The sequence below is a fragment of the Shewanella chilikensis genome, assembly GCF_037953065.1.
Taxonomy (GTDB): domain Bacteria; phylum Pseudomonadota; class Gammaproteobacteria; order Enterobacterales; family Shewanellaceae; genus Shewanella; species Shewanella chilikensis.
This window is the reverse complement of record NZ_CP149966.1, coordinates 1468863-1488573: the sequence shown is the minus strand read 5'-3', so window position 1 is coordinate 1488573 and position 19711 is coordinate 1468863. Positions and strand designations below refer to the sequence as shown.

Below are 19711 nucleotides of genomic sequence, written 5' to 3'. Positions count from 1 at the left end.
CGCTCCTGCACCTTTACTGGCCCGGCTTTGAGCCGAACTCCTGCAACAACTGACCAAAATCGGCCTTGATGGTATCCAGCACTTTCATCACCTTGTTGGCATATTGAGGATCCGTGGCGTATCCCGCCTCGGCCAGTGCCTTGATAAACTCGTCGGGATTAGCGGCCATCTTGCGCGCCTGGCTGTAACGATCGTTATCGGAAATAAAGCGGACAAAGTCGTTAAAGCTCTGCTCAAAACTGTCGTACACCCGAAAGTCAGCTTTTTGCCGCACAGCTGTGCCCTGCTCATATTCCAGGGTAGACACTGCCGCTTTCTCACCCTGCCAACGTCTGTCGGCCTTGATATTAAACAGGTTGTTGCTGGACTCACCTTTATGACCACGGACCATTTTCTGGCCCCAACCTGTCTCCAGAGCCGATTGCGCCAGCAGCACTTCGGGTTGAGTCCCCAAGGCATCGGCGGCAACCTTGGCATGAGGATAAAGCTGTCTGACAAACTCTTCCTGACTGCCGATTGCCGGCCGCGCCTGCCGCCATGACGGCAATACTTTGCCGCTCAATACCTGCTGCAGACTGTCACTGCTTGGCAGCGCGGATGCTTTGGCCGCAGTCGCTTCAACACCGGATATCTTCTCTGCCTGGCCGCCGCTCAAGGCCGCGACACTGCGGTTATCAACATCGCCGCGGAGCACTGAGGCCGGGGTAATGCCGGAGTTTTCCGGTGACAACTGCTGCACCATGAGATCCGCCAGCCCCAGCATGCCTTTGGAGGACAGCTCCACCGACATCTGCTGATCGTGCATCTGCTCGTAGAACTTGGTGTACTGGCTGTTCATCGGGCTGTCGGATTCAAATATCGCGTTGGCATCTCGCATGCTTTTCATCAACATCTGCACAAAGATGCCTTCAAACTGCTGCGCGACTTCCTTAAGCGCTGCTTTTTGATCCTGCTGCGCCTGGGCTCTGAGCTTGTCCAGCCCACCGAGATCCAGAAATTGCGCCGCGTCAGCCATTTTGTTCATAGTCGATAAACCAATGTGCCATTAATCAGATGATGATGAGTTCACCATGCAAAGCCCCTGCCATCTTTAAGGCTTCGAGGATTGCCAACACATCCGATGGCGCCGCGCCCACCATATTCACCGCCCGCACCAACTCATCGAGGGAAGTGCCCGGGTTGAACATAAACATACGTCTATTATCCTGAGCCACATCTATGGTGCTGTTGCTGGTCACCGCAGTCTGGCCGCCGGCCAGGGCATTGGGCTGAGAAACCTGAGTCGCTTCGGCAATGGTGACGGTAAGGCCGCCATGGGTCACAGCCGCCGGCAAGAGTTTGACGTCCTTACCCACCACTATGGTGCCGGTGCGGGAGTTGACTATCACCTTGGCCGATTCATCGGCAGGCTCAACTTGGATATTTTCCAGGGTGGCCAGAAACGATACCCGCTGCGACACATCTCTGGGGGCACTGACCTGAATGGAAGAAGCATCGAGAGCCCGTGCCATACCAGGGCCGAGCAAGCCGTTAATGGCATCTGCGGTACGCTTTGCGGTGGAGAAATCGGCTCGGTGCAGGTTAAAAGTCAGGTGATCGCCATTACCGAAGGGGCTGGCCACTTCACGCTCGACTATGCCGCCGTTGGGAATGCGGCCCACAGTTGGGGTGTTCTGGATAACCTTGGAGCCATCAAGGCCCTCGGCACTGAAACCACTGACCACCAGACTCCCCTGAGCGATGGCGTAAACATTGCCGTCCACCCCTTTAAGGAAGGTTTGCAGCAGAGTGCCGCCGCGCAGGCTCTTGGCTTCACCCAAGCTCGATACCGTCACATCCAGGGTTTGTCCCGGCTTGATAAAGGGCGGCATATCGGCATGCACTGCCACCACAGCAATATTCTTGATCTTGGGCCTGAAGTTATCCGGCAGATTGATGCCAAAATTCTTCAGCATAGTCTTGAAAGTCTGCTCCGTGTAACGGGTCTTCTCCCCGGTTCCCGGCAAACCCACCACTAGGCCATAGCCTATCAACTGGTTATCCCTGACCCCTTGGATATCGGCGATATCCTTGATGCGCTCGGCCTGCCCCGGCAGAGAAACCAGCAAACAGGCAAGTGCCATGATTAATTTGATTTTCATGAGCTTATCCTCAGAAAGGCCACCAGTCAGAGAGGAAGAACTGGCTCAGCCAGCCCACCTTTTGCGACTCGGCAAAAGTGCCGGTACCGCTGTACTGAATACGGGCATTGGCGACTTTGGGCGAATCTATGGTGTTCTCGGGGGTAATATCCTGCGGCCGAATAATGCCGGTCACCCGAATAAATTCGTCGCCATTATTGATGGTGATCCACTTTTCACCGCGAATAACCAGGTTGCCATTGCCCAGCACCTGCATCACGTTGGCCGAAATTTGCCCGGAGAGACTGTTGCTCTGATCGGCATCGGCTTCACGATTGGTATCCATGCTGTCACCGTAGCGAAAATCCAACGGGTTGCCCTTAATAGTGACATTGTTGCCGCCCATGTAGAGCGGGTTCACTGACATGTCCGAGCCTTTTTTGATCTTGTTGCCGACGCTCTTTTTCGCCTGGGTCGACTCCACCAATACCACAGTGATAATGTCCCCTACCCTGTGCGCCCGCAAATCCGAATACAGTGAAGATGCCTGGCTGTCCTGATAGATAGAGCCGGTCGGTGCTATTCGGGTCGGCGGCGCTTCAGGATACACAGGCGCAAAATAGGGATCATCGGCTATGGGTTTATTCTGGGTAGAGCTGCAAGCCCCCAGAAGTAAAGCCGGAATGATAAGGAACAAGGGTTTCATCACATCACCTCATCACAGATTCTGGTTCACGTAGGCCAGCATCTGGTCTACGGCTGAAATGACTTTGGAGTTCATTTCATAGATCCGCTGACTTTCAATCAGGTTAACCAGTTCTTCGGTCACGTTAACGTTGGAAGTTTCCAGCGACCCCTGACGAATAGAGCCCAAACCGTCCAGTGAGGCAGTCCCCTGAATTGGGGTGCCGCTGGCGCCCGTCTCCAGATAGAGGTTTTGCCCTATGGGATCCAGGCCGGATGGATTGATGAAATCAGAAATAGTCAGCTGGCCCACCACCTGGTTTTCGGCGGCTCCAGGAGTTTTAACCGACACTTCACCTTCGGCGGAAACCGTAATACTGGTGGCATCGTCCGGAATGGTAATAGCAGGCTGCAACACATAGCCGGCGCCGGAAGTCACTATCTGGCCGGTGTCATCCAAACTGAACTGGCCATTACGAGTGTAGGCAGTGGTGCCATCAGGCAGTTGAATTTCAAAGAAGCCCGGGCCCTCAATCATCATATCCAGCGCGTTATCTGTGGTTTGCAAATTACCCTGGGAAAAAATTTTCTGGGTGGCCACCACTTTAGTGCCTGCGCCCAGGTTAAGGCCGTTGGGCAACTTGGTGTTGGAGGCACTGATACCACCGGCCTGATTGACCGTCTGATACAGTAAGTCTTCAAATACCGCCCGGCCCTTCTTGTAGCCTATGGTGCTGGCATTAGCGACGTTATTTGAAATCACCGAGATGTCCGTTTGCTGGGCATCTAACCCAGTCTTACTTATCCATAACGCGGGATGCATATCAATTACTCCTAGCTAATGCGCATCAGTGAAGCGGACGACTTGTCGTTCTCTTCTGCGGTTTTCATCATTTTTACCTGCAGCTCAAACTGACGTTGCAACTCAATCAGGTTGACCATCTCATCCACGGCATTGACATTGCTGCCTTCCACGGCGCCGCTTTCCACGTTGACAAAGGGATCGGCGGCGGCCGGATTGCCATCCAGAGTGCGGAACAAGCCATCTTCACCGCGCATCAGGTTCTCATTGCCCGGGTTGACCAGCTTGATGCGCCCCACCTCTTCTATCACCTCGGCGGTTGCGCCCTGGGGACGAATGGAGATAGTGCCGTCGGTGGCAATCTGGATTTTGTCTATCGGCAGCGGCAGCACTATCGGGCCGTTATCACCCATCACAGGGTTGCCCCTGTCGTTACGCAGCAAACCTGTGGTGTCAAAACTCAGACTACCGGAGCGGGTATAGGCCTCACTGCCATCGGCGGCCTGCACCGCAATCCAGCCTTGATCTTTGATGGCAATATCCAGATCCCGCCCGGTCGATTTGATAGGGCCGGACTGAAAGTTGGCCGAGGGCGACTCTGTCATGGCGAACACCCGGGTCGGCAAGCCTTCGCCGAAGGCTTGCATCGCACGGGCCTGAGCCATGTCGGCCTTGAAACCATCTGTGTTGGCATTGGCCAGGTTGTTACCCCGAACCGCCAGCGCATTCATGTTTTGTTTGGCGCCAGTCATGGCGACATAGAGAAGTTTGTCCACCTGCTGCTCCGTCAATCTTTTTACCTATTCAGGTAAAAGCAAACATCGTGCCAATAAAATGAGCAGTTGAGCACTAGGACAGCAGAAGAACTTCAGTAACTTGGGAGTTAATAGGCGAAGGTGCGGCAAGACATTGCCGGGGCGGCAATGTCTTGCATAGGAAGGCTTAGCGGATCTGCAATACGGTTTGCTGCAGTGTGTTGTTCACTTCCAGAGTACGGGAGTTGGCCTGGAAGTTACGTTGGGCCGAAATCAAATCCACCAGCTCAGTGGTCAGGTCGACGTTGGATTGCTCCAGTGTTGATGAGCGGATACTGCCAAACACACCGCTGTTGGCCTCACCGGCCAGCGCCGCGCCTGAATCCAGGCTGGCTTTCCAGGAGGTATTACCCACCTGGCTCAGTCCCTGCTCATTGGAGAATCGTGCCAACGCCACCCGTGCCAGAGGTACTGTTGAGCCATTGCTGTACTTGGCAGAGATCAAACCATCAGTACCCACTTCAACATTGGTCAAACGGCCCACTGTCACACCATCCTGCGTCAATTCCGTGGCGTTGAACTTTTCCGAGAACTGGGTCGGATTATTGAAATCTATGGTTATCGCTTGAGTGCCGTCAGCAGCCGGACCAAGAACGTTGGCCCCGCCAACTCCCAACTGCTCTGTGGTGATCACCGCAGGATCTGAACCAATATAACCGCCGACATCGTTGAACTTGAGCACAGCACCAGTCCAGCCACCTGCAGTTTGTGCTGTGCCTGTACTATCCGCAGTACCGTCACCGTTAGTGTCCGTGTTGTAGGTTCCGGCGCCGCCACCCAGATTGACCGGCTTGTCGTCAATGGCGTAGTAGGCCACCCAGTTACTCTCACCGGTATGAGCACCATTTTCCGGACGCACAAAATAAGTGGTCAAGGTGTGGGAGTTACCCAGAGAGTCATAAATGGTCACTGCAGTGGAGTTGTTGAAAGTGTCTGACTTGGATGGGTCAAACAGCGCCGGATCTTTAGTTTCTTGAGTGGAGTCCAGGTTCATGCTGATGCCAACATTGTTGGTTTTCTGCGGGCTACCGGCAGTATCCGGGATCTGCACCGGCTTGGTGGTAGTCAGACTTACAGAAGTGGAGTTACCATCTTTATCGACCGGGAAGCTCTGCAGATAATTACCGGCAGCATCGACCAAAAAGCCGTTGTCATCACGTTTGAAGGCTCCGGCGCGGGTGAAAGAGTAATCCTGACTGCCGACACTGGATGATGTCACGAAGAAACCACCACCGTTGATCGCCATATCCAGCGCGTTGTTGGTGGAGTTCAGGTTACCCTGATGGAACTGCTGCGCCACCTGAGTGGTAGTGACACCGCCGCCCACTGTGGTTCTGCCGTTGGAGAAAATCGAGCTGGCGTACACATCGGCAAACTCGGCCCGGGATTCTTTAAAGCCTATCGTATTGACGTTGGCAATATTGTTGGCCGTGGTATTGAGATCTTTCTGCGCCGCAGCAATCCCACTCAGAGCAATGTTAAAAGACATAATTCACCTCATGATTTTCAGATACTGTCCGGCGCAGCCGGGGCAGAAACAGATTTAAACTTCGGAAACAGCCAGCACATCGGCCAATCTGATCCCGCCAATACCTCTTAGATTCAACACGGCGCCGGTGGCAGAGTTGAGTGATACACTGGTCACGTGGGCATAGGAACTAACGATAAGATCCTGGGACTTACCATCAACAACCCCGCTGGCCTTCATGGTATAGATACCTTTATCGACAGGATTTCCGTCCTTATCCAGGCCATCCCATTCCACATCTATATTGCCGCCGGCACTACCATCAACCTCGAAGGTTTTGATCACCTGACCGGCTTCATCTTCAATCGTTACTTTAATTGAAGGGATCTTTTCCGGTGATGTGATTACCCCTTTGAGTGTTGGGTCTTCCTCGGAAACATAGCCGGTGCCCGCCGGGATCAGCACTTTCTGCCCCACCAAGCCTGATGCCTGCAATGCCTGACTCGAAGTCATTAACGAATTGAGGTTAACTATTTCTTCATTCAGGTTAGAGATACCATCCACTGTGGCAAACGACGCCATCTGGGCGATCATCTGATCGTTATCCACCGGCTTGAAAGGATCCTGCATAGACAACTGCTGACTGAGGAGCGAGAAGAAGTCTTCCTGGGTCAGTTGTTGATTATTGCTTTTCTTGGTTTCAGTACCCGATTGCACCTGGATACTGTCGAGAAAAGGGTTAACTGAATTGACGCTCATGGGCTATGCCTCCGTTATTTGCCCATTCTCAGGGTTTGTTGCAGCATGGACTTGGCTGCATCGGCTACCTGAACATTCATCTGATAGGAACGGGAGGCGGAAATCATATCGGCCATCTCTTCCACTACATTGACATTGGGTTTGTAGATAAAACCGTCGGCATCTGCCATGGGATGATCCGGCGAATACTCTTTCAGCAAGGGTTTATCGCTTTCCACTATGCCCTTAACCTTTACCGCAGCGCCTTGCTGCTGTTGACCATTGGCCTTGGCCAGCTCGGCCTCAAAAATGGGATGCCGTGCCTTGTAGGTCTTATCGATACTGGAAGAAACAGAATCTGCGTTGGCTATGTTACTGGCGGTAGTATTCAAACGTACCGACTGCGCCGACATTCCCGAACCCGCAACATTGAAAATATTGTACAAACTCATGATTAATCTCCTTTCAATGCCTTTTTCATGCCGGCGAACTTACCGTCGAGGAACCCAAGCGACATCTGATATTCAAGCGCATTTTGCATAAAGGCCTGCTGCTCTTTTTGCATATCGACTGTGTTGCCATCCCCAGTGTCCGGTTGATCCGGCACCCGATATTGCACATGTTGGGCTGTCAGCGCCTTGAGGTCGAAATGCTTTTCAGACGTTGCCGCCATATTCATTCCCTGTTGCCGCCCTTTGGCCGCCTGCAACGCCGAAGAAAAGTCCACATCCCGAGCCTTGTAGTGCGGGGTATCGGCATTGGCTATATTGCTGGCAAGCACTTCGGCACGCTGGGCGCGAATACCCAGAGTATATTGATGTATGCCAAGGGCCTTATCAAAACTGATCGCCATAAAACCGCCTCCTCCAATGACTCGACAAAAACAAAGCAAGCTTTGTGCCAGGAATGATGGCTATAGCAACAGATGAGAAATGGATTGCGATTGACTTGAGAGATAAAAAAGAAAGAGCCCATCAAACTTGACAGGCGGTCATTGAAAAACATTGAAAATCAAGGGATTAGATAACTAATTTTTCTTTTGATAATAAATACCGGGATTGCAGCGAATCATATCGAATTCATCGGTCAAACCGGCAATCGACTCACTGGCCCCTAAAAACAATATCCCCTTGGGATTGAGAGCGGCAGCAAATTGCCGCAGTATTTTTGCCTTTGCCTCCGGGGCAAAATAGATAAGTACGTTACGGCAAAAAATGATGTCGAACTTGCCAAGCAAGGTGTAACTTTCAAGCAGGTTGTGAGCCCGAAAACTGACCAAACGACGAACATTGTCCTTTACCCGCATATTGCCATTGGGCAGGGCTTCAAAAAACTGACGCTTGCGCTCTTCAGACAGGCCCCGAGCCAATGCCAGCTTATCGTACTCGGCATTTTTACAACGCTCGAGCATGGACGGCGATAGATCGGTGGCCTGGATTATCGCCCCACCCGGCAGAGCTCCCGGCTTACGCTGTTGATATTCGAGCACTGTCATCGCCAGTGAATAGGGCTCCTGGCCGGATGAACAGGCTGCCGACCAAATCTTCAACGGCCGACCCAACTTGGCAAAACCGGGCAATAATGTATTGCCAAGTAATTCAAAAGGATACTTGTCCCGAAACCAAAGAGTTTCGTTGGTCGTCATGGCATCAATGACTTCAGCCCGTAATTGGCGCTCTGTGGGTCGCATCGATTGCTTAACAACGTCCGACAGGGATGGCAAACCATATTTCCCCATCAAAGGCGCCAAACGGCTGCGAACCAAATACTGTTTGTTCTCACCCAATACAATGCCACTGTGCTGCTCAAGAAACAGCCTGAATTGATTGTACTCAGTTTCCGCGAGAGATTTATCTGGCACCTTAGTGTCCTAACTATCCGTAAAAACGTCACTGCGAATTGAGGCAGCAACATTTAAAAACTGGGGCTGCGTTATACCCCAGCCCCCTTTGCAACACAAGCAGACCAACTCACTATAGCCATAAAAAGTCACAGCAGACAAAGGCTATAGACTCAGATGCTTGTTAACAGCAGAAGCCAGTTCGTCGGGGTTGAACTTGGCAATAAAATCATTGGCGCCCACTTTCTGTACCATGGCTTGATTGAATACCCCGCTCAACGAGGTATGCAGCACTACCTTGATATTTTTCAGCTTGGGATCATCACGGATCTCGGCGGTCAGAGTATAACCATCCATTTCCGGCATTTCGATATCCGAAATAATCAACGGGATTTCATCGGCAACATTGTCCATACCAGACGCTATATTCTTCAGTTTTTCCAATGCTTCCCGACCATCTTTAGCGGTATCTATCTGCAGATTCAACGAAGACAATGCACGAATGATCTGCTTGCGCGCCACAGAGGAGTCGTCAATCACCATAATATGATAATGCTGCTCCCTGTCGATTGTGAGAGATTCATCCATTTCTTGGCTGATATCTGTCTTGACCGGTGAAATTTCATCAAGAATTTTCTCCACATCGAGGATTTCAACCAGTTCACCTTCGATTTCCGTCACAGCGGTCAGGTAAGAGTATCGTCCCGCTCCTTCCGGCGGCGGCATGATAGACTCCCAATTCATGTTAATGATCCGCTCAACTGAACGAACCAGAAAACCCTGCACGCTGCGGTTGTATTCGGAAATAATGATGAAGCAATCCTTGACATCATCTATGGGTTTACCGCCGGTCGCCGCACTGAGGTCGATAACAGACACAGTCGTACCACGAATATGGGCCACGCCCTTAACAAAGGAGTTCAACTTGGGCAATATCGTCAGTGGTGGGCACTGCAAAACCTCTTTGACTTTGAATACATTGATACCGAATCTTTGTCTGCCGTTAAGTTTGAACAACAGAAGTTCGAGGCGATTTTGTCCAACCAGTTGAGTGCGTTTATTGACTGATTCAAGAATGCTCGACATAAGGCTGCCTTGTTGTCTTTATATTGAGAAATACCCGCTGTCCCACAGACAGGCATACTATTTGCTTTATCCAAGACACTGATGCCCAGTCAAATTTCTGACTAAACCTAAGGTGAAGCCAGTACTGGGAACCGCGAATCATTGAAAGTATAGGTGTAATCTGGCGAGACAAGCTAGCCTGTTCATTATGAAAGTAAATATTGCATACCTTTTGGCTACAATTTTAATGCCCATCGCAACAATGGCGGCAGAGAGCAGCTTTGTTCCCAGTATATCGGCCATGGAAAGCCTGGCTAAAGAGGCAGTGGCCAAAAAAGTGCTGGCGGGCACAGATGCGCAAATTACCATCACCCCGCAACGACTGGATTCCAGGCTCACGCCCCCTAGATGCAATTCACCTTTGACGGCCGAACTTGCCAGCGACAGAGAGATAAGCCGCAACAATACGGTGCGCATAGGTTGTAACAGCCCCGAGCTAAGCTACCCGTGGCAAATCTATGTCTCGGTACGGGTAGATATCAGTTATCCTGTGGTGGTGGCCACTCAAACTCTGGCTCCGGGCACTGTGCTGGGGCCGGAAAATCTGGCGCTGCGTTACATAGATGAAACCAGTCTGCGCGGCCAGCAGTTCGAGGATATTGCCACAGTGACGGGTACCCGCCTCAAGCGGCGCATAGCCAAAGACTATCCGTTATTTGCCGCCAATCTCTGTTTTGTTTGCAAAGGCGACAGAGTCTCTATTTATGCAGGTAACGAGAAGTTTCACATAAAAACTGTTGGTGAAGCCCTGCATGATGGTAACCTTGGAGAACAGATTAGGGTAAAAAACACTCGCTCAGACAAAGTGTTGGAGGCTACCGTCACCAATGTGGGCGAAGTGGAAGTTCGAATGTAAAAAATGCTAAAGTTCTCCTTGGCTATGCCGATAAGACAGCAAGGTAATCAGAGAAAAGGCTGGAGCCGCGATGGCTATGGATATTAAACAACTGCAAAATCAACCCAGGGTGAATACAGGTTCACTCCCCAAGAACACGGCTCAGAGCAATCAAACAGCTCAGCAAGGGGCTGCTCCGCAGAAAACCGACTCGGTTGTGGTGTCGCAGCAAGCGCAGCAGCTGCAAGGAGTTCAGAGTAAAATGGCCTCCCTGCCGGAAATAGATCAAAAGAAGATCAGCGAAATCAAATTGGCAATCGCCGAAGGCAGATACAAGGTTGACCCGGAAAAACTGGCAGCCAACATATCTCAATTTGAATCAGAACTGAGCGCACTCAATAAAGGATCCTGATGCCTGATACCCCGGATATAACCAGCCTGATAGCACAGCAGATGACTCAACTCGAGCGTCTGCTGAACTTGATTGAGCAGGAAAAAAACGCCCTGCTCGATCGCAATGCCGATAATCTGCTGCAACTGGCCCAAAACAAGAGCGATCTGCTCAATGAGGTCAAGGCAGTAGATGAGGCGCTCTCCTCTCATCCTGAACAAGCCAAACTCAGTCAATCGCCATTGGCCGAACAGGTCAGTGAAGCCCGCGAACTATTGGCTACTTGCCAACTGCGCAATCAGGAAAATGCCGGCCTGATAGAGCTGAGCATGGCCAGTATCAATCGTCTGGCACAGGCGCTGCAGGTAAGCCGCAATGCCTCCAGCCTGACTTATGACGGCAAAGGCAAGACTTCAACCATCGCCACCCTGGGCAACGATCTCAAGGCTTGATTTAAAGCCCTGCTCCTGTCCCATTGCTTAAGCTAATTCAGTAAGTTCGGCTTATTGGTGCGCCCCAAGCTCCTGTCCTCCAGAACAGAACGTATACCCTGCTCTCAATTCAGCAAAGATTCTTAAGCCACAAAAAAAGCAGCCAAACAAGGCTGCTTTGGACTTATACCCATTCCCCTAAAAATAAGTGATCTCTTTGATTCGCTGGGGGCGATTTTGCTGCTGATACAGATCCCACACTCGGGCGAAATCCAGCTCCAGTTCGGTCACATAATGATCTCCGGCCGGATAACTGCGCACCACCTTGGCGCCGCGGATCACCCCGGAAACCGAGGCCTGGATATTATCGCCTTTCAGCATCCAGTCACTGACCTTGCTGTCGGCCGACAAACGTTGACCATAGACTTGTTCGGCCAATTCCCGATAAGCGGCAATCTTGGATGCTTGCATCGCCATCAGCACCTTTTGCGACTGTTCCTTGCCCGGTTGGCTGGCCAGCGGAGCATAGCCTATTGCCGTCAACTTGGGGAAACTGCTTGGCGCCTCTGTCTCCCACTGCACATATCTGTCCTTATCGGCGCAGCCACCCAGAACTAACGCGAGCGCCAGCGTGACCAATGTCAGTGTGTTGTTCCAATACTTCATTACTTGTCTCCCACTATCCGGCTCTTGTCTTCTCCGCGATTTTCATAGCGATAAAGCAAGCCTTCTTTTGACACCACCCTATGGGATGGCGCCAGATAACCCGGTAGTTGCGCCTCAAGCACCCGCGCCCCGGCCGTCGAAAGCACCCGATTGTTATTGACATTGACAATCCGACTGTTGAACAAGATTTCACCTTTAGCCTGGCTCATGCTGGTGACCAGTACATGATCCACCGCAATATCCGTCGGCAATTGTTGCCAGTCGCGGGTAAGAATAAAATCCCCCTGTGGCGTTACCCGCACCGCTTCGGCCAGGTTCAAATCCACCAGGTTAAAGCCGCGCTGATGAAAAGCCGTCATTAAGCTCTGCTGTAGTTGTGAGGCCAGTGCATTACTGCCTTGCATATCTTCCACCATCGCAGGCGTCATCACCAATAGCGGCTGAGTCGGTTTAAGAGCATCGTTATGGGTTACCAATTCATCCACCAACTGATGCGCCAATAGATTGACTGGTGCTTGTTGGGGCTTGAACTCAGCCTGCGGTTGCTGTGCTGTCGTACTGCAAGCAGGCAGCAAGAGTAAAGGCAATATACACAGGGCTTTATACATAATATCCGTCTCTCTGGTACCCTAGCGGGCACTTGCTTTATTGAGGAACCTGGCGACTCATGGACCTGGCGTGAACCTTGGCCTACCTGACTTATGCCGCACTTTCTCCGAGGTTGTCATTTCGCACCACGGCTAACTCGATTAGCGCCAAGTTCCTTTCACTGGGGTAAGGCTATGCAAATAAAATACCAACCTAAGTTAGGGAAGGTGCAAGCAAGTCCCATGTGTGCTCTGCGTCGGCTTACGGGCTTGGATGCAAGGCGTGGTTCGCAGCAAATGGCCCTAGTCCTTTGCAAGAAGCACAACATAGCAGACAGGTTTGTAAGCCACGCCCTTTGGGGCTTTCACAGCAACCGGCTCTCTGCGTTATCCGACTTCGACAGGCCCCGGCATGCCTTCAGTCAGATGCCTTGAACGCCAATTGCTGTGCAAGCCAGAGTGCCACGAGGACTTATTCGCACCTTCCTTAGGCCTGCAGACCAAGTGCAAACAGATGACACCGGCGAACAAACCCTGTTGCCTGGCAGCTTATTACAGGCTTTTACGAAGATGTTTAAGGGGCTTATCTACGCCTTTTCATTACCCACACCTTCATTTGCCCCTTCAATTTACCCACTGGCGGGCAATGGGAACTTATATTCTCTGTTCCCTTATCGGCAAACTCTTGCCGCTCTTTAGTTATGGTCGCAAACTGCGCTACATCAGCTGTGAATGGATGGCGCTGGCATAAAATTTGAATAGCAAGCGATACCAGTTTAAGTGGCGGCAAAATTCCGTCACCCTGACTCCTATTTTGAGGAACCGTCTTATGAGATTGCGCCCCTTGCTCTTGCTGCCGTTGCTGAGTATCAGCCTCAACGCCATGGCAGAGTGGACCGAGGCCCGAGGTGAAGCCAAAATAATCAATGGCAATTTAACCCAGGCACGGGAAGCGGCAATGGACAATGCCATCAACATGGCCTTGCTCTCCCGTGGCGGCAGTTTTCAATCAACCCAGAGTGTCAGCCAGGGGCGCTTGACCCAAAACGATTTCAGCCTTTCCAGTCAGGCGCAGATAAGCAGTGTCGAACTGGTCAGCGAAATGCGCCAGGGAGACAAGCTCAAGGTGGTTATGCGGCTCGATATTCTCGATGGCCCGGATAACAAGTGCCAAAGCTCAGCCATCAAGGCCGCTATCCTGGTGCCACAGGCCAGTATTAAGGACAGAAGCCAACTGCGTTATGGTCAGTTGGAAAACTTCCAGCGAAGCCTGTCCGAACGGATAGCGGCAACGCTGGATAAACAATCCTCCATCAGCTTCGCCCACCTGCACGCCAACGAGCGGCTGGATATCAAAGAGGAGCTTATCAATATCCGTGGTTACCGCCTGCCAACCTGGATAAGTGAAATTACCGACAGCCAGTATCTGTTGCTGCCGCAAATCATAGATATCTCCACCGAACCGGCCGAGTCCGGCTTTATGGGCCTGTGGGACAGCGAGCCTCAGCGACTGTTTCAGTTGCAGCTCAGCCTCTATCATGGGATCAGCGGCGAGCAGATCTGGTATCAGAACTACAGCATTTCTGCACCCTGGGAGTTTGCCAAAAATGAATCCGTCGCCCCCAACAGCGACAGATTCTGGCGTGCCAGTTACGGGCAGGCCATAGACAAGGTGCTGGCCAATGCCAGTAAAGATATCGATATGGCGCTGGCATGCAGACCTCTGCTGGCACAGATAGTCGTGCGCCAACAAGATAGAGTGATACTCAACTTGGGGCGACGCAACGGCATCCGCGTTGGCGATCAGTTCCAAATCGTGCTGCAACAAAACCTGCCCGACCGCATGAACCAGATGCGCGCCGTGGCCGGAGAAACCCGGGCGAAAATCACCATAGATCAAGTCACTGAGGAAAGTGCCATCGCAGTGCTCAGCGGTGAAAATGCCGCCCTCAACATTCAAGTGAATGACATCGCGATTAAGATTTAAGCAATTAAATCTAAAGCCTTTTCATCCGGGTGAAAACCAGTATAATCACTGGCGTCTCCCTATAGCTCAACAGGATAGAGCAGTCGCCTCCTAAGCGACCGATCGGGGTTCGAGTCCCTGTGGGGAGACCAGCATTTTCTTCTTGTGCCTGATTGCACAAGTCTCAAGCTTCTTTTAGAACCATCCACCTGCCGATCCAGGCGCTTCAAATTAGTGATTTTGTTCTCTGATAGTTTTCTCTTAGGAAAACATTGAGTTAGCAATGTGGCCATCGTGGCTTTAAAGCCTTAAATAGCCAACCAACTTGGATTTAGCTTCCCGCTAAGCAACAACCCTTCACCTGCGATGCGGATGGGCAGGAAGCTCGAATGTCGTGAAGGACAGGACGTCCGAGAACAGTCCTTTTCGCACAGGCGATCCTGTGACTCGCTGCAAGTACATCCTTGTAAGCTCTGCCTCGGCATCCATGCCTCGGAAGGTCACAGTTCCGCCTGTGCCTGGGAATTAGGTGTATATCTTTAGCAACTCAGCAACTCAGTTGTGCTTCGGGTATTCCGGCAGTCAAAACCAACCGCTACGGCGATGAAGCCCTAACCCGCCTAAGAGGCATTATCAGCTTTGGGGTTGAAGTCATCACCCGAGTCCACCAATGGACCATTTCTCAACGAGAAATCTACAAAGAGTATCAGGCAGAGAGCACAGACCGCTTTCCCGTGGAGTGCTATCAATAAGTGTACAGACTATGTAAAAACCGAAAACCAACCATGACACAAAGCATTTGAAAGCTAGATGAAAGACGGTAATATCTTTAGCTAACTAAAGGGAAGCCAAGCATTTACATGCAAGCAGCTACTTAAGGATGAGTCATGGATCCACTGTCGCAACTGTTCGCCGCCTATCTGGAGATGGTGAGCAATAACATCACTAACGCCTACATTGATGCGGCAAACACTAATGTCACAGCCCAAACACTCACCTACAAGGGCACCAACATTCGATTCCAGCACTTTCTCTGGCAGGTAAAGCAAGAAAGTGTTTGCGCTGACATTAAGCAGCAAGCAACCACCTACTCCAAGTGCACACTGCAAGCCAAAGCCATGTTCACGGATTTGTGCAATCAGCTATCCAGCATGAAAAACCTGAACCCAAAAGGCCGCAGCTTATCGCGGATGTATTGCAGTGCATCCCTTAATTACAAACCCGTGATAGCCAAAATAGGCGAACCGACCCCAAAGACTTGGACATCATTTCTGTTCAATCCAAAGACCGGCACCGCAGGCAAGCCCGTACGGCAAACAGAGCAGCAGCTTAAAGAGAAGGAATGTAATCAGCTCATACTAAAAGCGATGCAGGACAGCAGCCCTGAATTGGCTAAACGCCGAGATAAAATCTGCGCTGAGGCAAAGTAACAGAAAAGGACTATTTGGCAAGGTGGTAATCGGACAAAGAGATATCCGCAACCTAGTTAGTTGAGCAAACGCAACTTTTTGTAAGAAAGAGCAAAAGTCCTACAGACGATCGAAAAGTGCTGTGGTACGTTCGAGCTAAGTGGGACACTTGTCCCATACAATCAGCCCCTTAGGGGACAGAAGGAACGCTGGAATCCTAAATCCATGGGCGGTAGCGTGCCCCCAGGACAAGAGACAGAACAGTTTCTGTCACTTAGCTGGAGCCGAAGGGCCTCTGGCCCGCCACGCGACAAAAATGTCGGGAACATTTTTGAACGGCTTTAGCAGTCCCGAAGGGTGAAGTACAGGGTGTGCGGAATAATCGGAAGCGTGTCCGAAGGACAAACGGCCCGCGCAGCAACCAAATAAGCTACCTGCTTTTGATACGTTTTGGTTCGCCGATATATAAATTCCCCCTTCCTTAGAAGGCAGGTCAAGCTTGCAAGGTAAACCACCTTGCAAGGTCTCACTATTAAAATGTTACATTCAGGTCTAGCTATGATCGAGAAATTAATGAATTGGCTTGGGTATTACAAAAAGCCCAAGCGTTCGGACACTTACCGGCCTATTGAATATAGGCAGTTCGAGGGCGAGTTCGATTGTGGAGATTTACTTCTTGAAAAGATGACCGAAGGGAATAACTTTTTACGTAACCGTTCAAAAGAAGATTATGAGTGTCTGGGGATGTTTTTTCGATTGTCCTAATGGTTGAACATAAGCTAGTCAATCTTCTGCTTAGGTTTGATCCGGATATAGAATCTAAAATGTTCGGGCAAAAAGTCGACGTATTCAAAGATTTCCTTAAGGCCTATGAACCGAGCGAAGATGACGATATGGAAGTTTATAATTTACTGATACAGCCTCTGTCACAGATTAAATCGGTTCGCAATACGCTGGCTCATGACATCAAATCGCCCCTGTTTACGAGTAAAGATATCAATCAAGTGATTTCCTACATAAAGCAAAGGCGACCTGATCTCCATAAGAAATACAAAGACTGCAACGATGACAGAGGCGTATGCATTGGTGCTTTGGCCTCTTTTGTGTTTATCTTTTCATTTGAAATTGCAAAGCTAAGGATATCAATAGCATAAGTGTAAAAATCGGCTGCAAGCAGACGCCCAAACCTACGCTGTTTTCGTGGGTTCCGCTGCGCTACACCTTACCACAAACACCTCTCCGGCTTGGGCGCTGGTGAGCCGGGCGTTGTGTCTCACTGAAGTCGGAAGTCTACTCCTTTTAATCCGCAATTAAATTTGATAGAGGTAAGTAAATGAGCTTTATTACCAATGGCCACTGGGGGAATAGGCCTGCATTGTTTGTTGATGGGATTGCTGTAAAAACATTTAGTAATCCATTTGCAGGTGTAATTGATATTCATGATGTAACAACGGGTTTACGCGAAGGAAGAAATTTTGTAGGTGCTGATGGTGTTGTAAGGAGCTTTGATGCGAATGGGGCGCTACAGGGCACATCAAGAATTGATCAGCTTGGTAATATTCATAAGTTTGATTCACGAGGATATTTCGAAAGTATTACTTATGGTAATACTTTTGGTGCAACTACAGTTGATGCGTGGGGGAATTTCTCTAATACATATGGAAATTCTGACGACATAATTGAAAATATTGCTTCTCTCGGCAGTTTCTCGAAAGGCATTTTTGGATAGCAATATGGATATTTATAAAAGGATTGAAATAATCACACTTGATTTAATGCTTGAACATTCAAAAGAACTGATTTATGAAAAAAATTCATCGGGGCTAGCATGTCTTCCATTAAATATTATTTTTTCGGTAGATGAAGAGTTAGAAACAGGCGTATTTGAAGAGATTCCTTTTTCAGATGAGGCATTAGAAAAAAGTATTTGTTTTTTTGATGAGGTTTTAGAAGGCTCGTTATTTTCAAACATCGCTAAAGGTGCAAGTTTTGGTCTAAATCCAGTACGGGCTTTAGCAAAAAATATGCTAGAACTCGAGAGTAATGAGTACAGGGTTATAAGATCAACATTGAGGCTCCATGGTTTAGATATAGTTCTGGGAGCATTTTCTGAAATGATGAATCGTGGTGCCACACCTGAAAAAATACTCAATCTTCTTGAAGAGTTTCATCCAGAAGAAGGAGAAGAGTTAGAGGAGTCAATCTTATACCTTGTCGATACTGGAGTTATAGATGGTTCAATTGATAGCGTTACAGCTAAAACTGGTAGAGCTGTAGGTGGAGGCACTGGTGCTATTGCAGGAGCAGCGCTTGGCTCAATGATATTTCCAGTAGTTGGTACTGCTATTGGAGCAGCTATTGGTTCAGAGGCTGGAAAAATGTTTGGTGAACAAGCTTCAAGGCCAGAAGATGAGTCAGACATTGTTGCTGAGAAAGCAAAGCAATTTGCATCAAAAGTTAAGTCATTCTTTTAGTAACGTGCAAATGACACATAACAAAAAATACAGGTGCCGCCTACGGCGTACCTGATCTTGGCGTTAGCCATCAAAAGGAAACTGTAGTGGCATAGTGAATTTGGCCATCTAAATAGACAGAACATCCAAACCACTTTCTGTAACCTCAGGACATCCTAAACACTTTCTGAGCTGCAAAGAAGCTCGTTGCAGGGGTCAGTCTCTGATAAATAACGACGGATTTTTGGAAGTAGACTCTCTGAGACGAGAAATCTGCGAGGTTCATACAAAAACTGTGATAGTCAGGCATGCCTGCGGCAGGCTTAAGCCTGTTGCTGTAAAATCACCAAGGGTTTAAGGTTAATGGGGATGTATTGCTTGGCTTTATTGCTTACCCCGGCACCATTTACCACCATATTTGGCCTTCATCGCACACATGGCATCCCATCGGCCACTCATGCCACTGTACTGACGGCGAAACTCCTTGGCGGAAGTTATCCAGGCATCGTCACTGATACCAAGCTCAAGCAGTAGTTTGGGCCTGGAACAGGCAATAAAGCCATGCTTGTCTTCCCGCACCGCCCGGCCTGTCCAATCAATCAGTTCCAGATAGTCGGCAAAATGAAACGGGATACCGCTTTGTTCGGCGGCAGTGGCTGCACCATCAAATTGCAACAGTGGCTTAAGTGAAATGTTGGCAGTTGCTGGCTCAGCAACTTCCTCTATGCGCTCCTGAATGGATGTATAATCAGAAGTTTGCAGCGAATCTGCAATACCTGCGCGAATGGGATTTAAATCCACGTACATCATGCAGGCCAGCAGCGCCTGTTCATCGAGCAGCGCCTGCGACTTAAAGCGTCCTTCCCAGAATACGCCCTTGCAACCATCTTCTCGATTGGCCTTGCGGGCGATATCTTCGTTTAAACAGCGCATAAACCAACTGATACTGCCAAGGCGTTCCTGCCAATCGCTAATCAGCGTATCCAACTGTATTCGCTCGCCTTCCGAGAGACTATCGCCCTTGAGGAACTTTGCCGCCACAGGATTGCCACTAAAGAGCTCTGTCCAACGCTCGATGACTTCAAATGGCGACAACGCTTGTTGCGCAGCAAGGTCGATTTTGAGCACCAAATGGTAGTGATTACTCATAACCGCATAAGCGCAAACGTCGATGCAGAATATTGACGACAACTGCCTGATTCTATCCACTATCCAGCCACGTCTATGCTGGTAACTGCGCCCCGACAGTGCATCTTCACCACACAAAAATGCCCTTCTCACGCAACGGTTAATCACGTGGTAAAAGGGTGTACTTTCAGCATCTATCAACTGGCGACGGGCGGTGGTCATAACCAACCTCGACTGAGCTTTGATGGGTATT

General features: G+C 50.0%; 22 protein-coding genes and 1 tRNA gene. 9 read left to right on the top strand and 14 right to left on the bottom strand.

Annotated features, from left to right (window positions below; genetic code table 11):
* Nucleotides 1-13: 13 nt before the first annotated feature.
* From flgJ to WKR14_RS06810, 11 genes are all read right to left on the bottom strand, one after another.
* Nucleotides 14-1024 carry a flagellar assembly peptidoglycan hydrolase FlgJ gene (flgJ, locus tag WKR14_RS06860; protein ID WP_224866642.1) on the bottom strand — a complete coding sequence of 337 codons (1011 nt, stop codon included), beginning with the start codon at nt 1022-1024 and terminating at the stop codon, nt 14-16.
* Between the two features lie 25 nt (nt 1025-1049).
* Nucleotides 1050-2141 carry a flagellar basal body P-ring protein FlgI gene (locus tag WKR14_RS06855; RefSeq protein WP_025011052.1) on the bottom strand — a complete coding sequence of 364 codons (1092 nt, stop codon included), beginning with the start codon at nt 2139-2141 and terminating at the stop codon, nt 1050-1052.
* Between the two features lie 10 nt (nt 2142-2151).
* Nucleotides 2152-2826, bottom strand: coding sequence for a flagellar basal body L-ring protein FlgH (gene flgH, locus WKR14_RS06850; RefSeq protein ID WP_101056056.1), 675 nt, complete (start codon nt 2824-2826; stop codon nt 2152-2154).
* A gap of 12 nt (nt 2827-2838) precedes the next feature.
* Complete coding sequence (flgG, locus tag WKR14_RS06845; protein WP_101056055.1) at nt 2839-3627, bottom strand: flagellar basal-body rod protein FlgG; 789 nt, start codon at nt 3625-3627, stop codon at nt 2839-2841.
* An 11-nt stretch (nt 3628-3638) separates the two neighbouring features.
* Complete coding sequence (gene flgF, locus WKR14_RS06840; protein ID WP_224866640.1) at nt 3639-4382, bottom strand: flagellar basal-body rod protein FlgF; 744 nt, start codon at nt 4380-4382, stop codon at nt 3639-3641.
* A gap of 166 nt (nt 4383-4548) precedes the next feature.
* Nucleotides 4549-5910, bottom strand: coding sequence for a flagellar hook protein FlgE (flgE, locus tag WKR14_RS06835; protein ID WP_224866638.1), 1362 nt, complete (start codon nt 5908-5910; stop codon nt 4549-4551).
* A 54-nt stretch (nt 5911-5964) separates the two neighbouring features.
* Nucleotides 5965-6648, bottom strand: a complete 684-nt coding sequence (gene flgD, locus WKR14_RS06830; RefSeq protein WP_039034361.1) for a flagellar hook assembly protein FlgD — start codon at nt 6646-6648, stop codon at nt 5965-5967.
* Nucleotides 6649-6662: 14 nt separating this feature from the next.
* Nucleotides 6663-7079: a flagellar basal body rod protein FlgC gene (gene flgC / locus WKR14_RS06825; protein ID WP_025011047.1), complete on the bottom strand. Its 417-nt coding sequence runs from the start codon at nt 7077-7079 to the stop codon at nt 6663-6665.
* Nucleotides 7080-7081: 2 nt separating this feature from the next.
* Nucleotides 7082-7480: a flagellar basal body rod protein FlgB gene (gene flgB, locus WKR14_RS06820; protein ID WP_039034362.1), complete on the bottom strand. Its 399-nt coding sequence runs from the start codon at nt 7478-7480 to the stop codon at nt 7082-7084.
* Between the two features lie 174 nt (nt 7481-7654).
* Nucleotides 7655-8488: a CheR family methyltransferase gene (locus WKR14_RS06815; protein ID WP_101096072.1), complete on the bottom strand. Its 834-nt coding sequence runs from the start codon at nt 8486-8488 to the stop codon at nt 7655-7657.
* Nucleotides 8489-8632: 144 nt separating this feature from the next.
* Nucleotides 8633-9553 carry a chemotaxis protein CheV gene (locus WKR14_RS06810; RefSeq protein ID WP_101096071.1) on the bottom strand — a complete coding sequence of 307 codons (921 nt, stop codon included), beginning with the start codon at nt 9551-9553 and terminating at the stop codon, nt 8633-8635.
* A 187-nt stretch (nt 9554-9740) separates the two neighbouring features.
* On the opposite strand from WKR14_RS06810, the gene flgA reads away from it, so the two are divergent.
* The 3 genes from flgA to WKR14_RS06795 all read left to right on the top strand — a co-directional run bounded on the left by flgA (nt 9741) and on the right by WKR14_RS06795 (nt 11270).
* Nucleotides 9741-10448, top strand: coding sequence for a flagellar basal body P-ring formation chaperone FlgA (gene flgA, locus WKR14_RS06805; RefSeq protein WP_224866635.1), 708 nt, complete (start codon nt 9741-9743; stop codon nt 10446-10448).
* Between the two features lie 70 nt (nt 10449-10518).
* The gene (flgM, locus tag WKR14_RS06800) at nt 10519-10839 is read left to right on the top strand and encodes a flagellar biosynthesis anti-sigma factor FlgM (protein WP_101056049.1); all 321 of its coding nucleotides are present in this window, start codon (nt 10519-10521) and stop codon (nt 10837-10839) included.
* The gene (locus WKR14_RS06795) at nt 10839-11270 is read left to right on the top strand and encodes a flagella synthesis protein FlgN (RefSeq protein WP_165564778.1); all 432 of its coding nucleotides are present in this window, start codon (nt 10839-10841) and stop codon (nt 11268-11270) included. Before flgM ends, WKR14_RS06795 begins: the two co-directional genes overlap by 1 nt.
* 177 nt (nt 11271-11447) lie before the next feature.
* Here the strand turns inward: WKR14_RS06795 and WKR14_RS06790 are convergent, their stop codons facing one another.
* A complete protein-coding gene (locus tag WKR14_RS06790; RefSeq protein WP_101056047.1) occupies nt 11448-11915 on the bottom strand; it encodes an LPP20 family lipoprotein in 468 nt (155 codons plus the stop codon).
* The gene (locus WKR14_RS06785; RefSeq protein WP_101056046.1) at nt 11915-12523 is read right to left on the bottom strand and encodes a FlgO family outer membrane protein; all 609 of its coding nucleotides are present in this window, start codon (nt 12521-12523) and stop codon (nt 11915-11917) included. Before WKR14_RS06785 ends, WKR14_RS06790 begins: the two co-directional genes overlap by 1 nt.
* A gap of 808 nt (nt 12524-13331) precedes the next feature.
* On the opposite strand from WKR14_RS06785, the gene WKR14_RS06780 reads away from it, so the two are divergent.
* From WKR14_RS06780 to WKR14_RS06755, 6 genes are all read left to right on the top strand, one after another.
* Nucleotides 13332-14489, top strand: a complete 1158-nt coding sequence (locus WKR14_RS06780) for a flagellar assembly protein FlgT (RefSeq protein ID WP_224866633.1) — start codon at nt 13332-13334, stop codon at nt 14487-14489.
* Nucleotides 14490-14544: 55 nt separating this feature from the next.
* A tRNA-Arg gene (locus WKR14_RS06775) sits at nt 14545-14620 on the top strand.
* A gap of 735 nt (nt 14621-15355) precedes the next feature.
* Complete coding sequence (locus tag WKR14_RS06770; RefSeq protein WP_224866631.1) at nt 15356-15898, top strand: hypothetical protein; 543 nt, start codon at nt 15356-15358, stop codon at nt 15896-15898.
* A gap of 713 nt (nt 15899-16611) precedes the next feature.
* Complete coding sequence (locus WKR14_RS06765) at nt 16612-17031, top strand: hypothetical protein (protein ID WP_224866629.1); 420 nt, start codon at nt 16612-16614, stop codon at nt 17029-17031.
* Between the two features lie 179 nt (nt 17032-17210).
* Entirely contained in the window at nt 17211-17606 is a 396-nt protein-coding gene (locus tag WKR14_RS06760; protein ID WP_146226002.1) for a hypothetical protein, read from the top strand.
* Nucleotides 17607-17610: 4 nt separating this feature from the next.
* Nucleotides 17611-18351, top strand: a complete 741-nt coding sequence (locus tag WKR14_RS06755) for a glycine zipper domain-containing protein (RefSeq protein WP_146226001.1) — start codon at nt 17611-17613, stop codon at nt 18349-18351.
* 363 nt (nt 18352-18714) lie between these two features.
* Here WKR14_RS06755 and WKR14_RS06750 read toward each other — a convergent pair whose 3' ends face one another.
* Nucleotides 18715-19680: a transposase gene (locus tag WKR14_RS06750; RefSeq protein WP_224868019.1), complete on the bottom strand. Its 966-nt coding sequence runs from the start codon at nt 19678-19680 to the stop codon at nt 18715-18717.
* Nucleotides 19681-19711 lie beyond the last annotated feature (31 nt).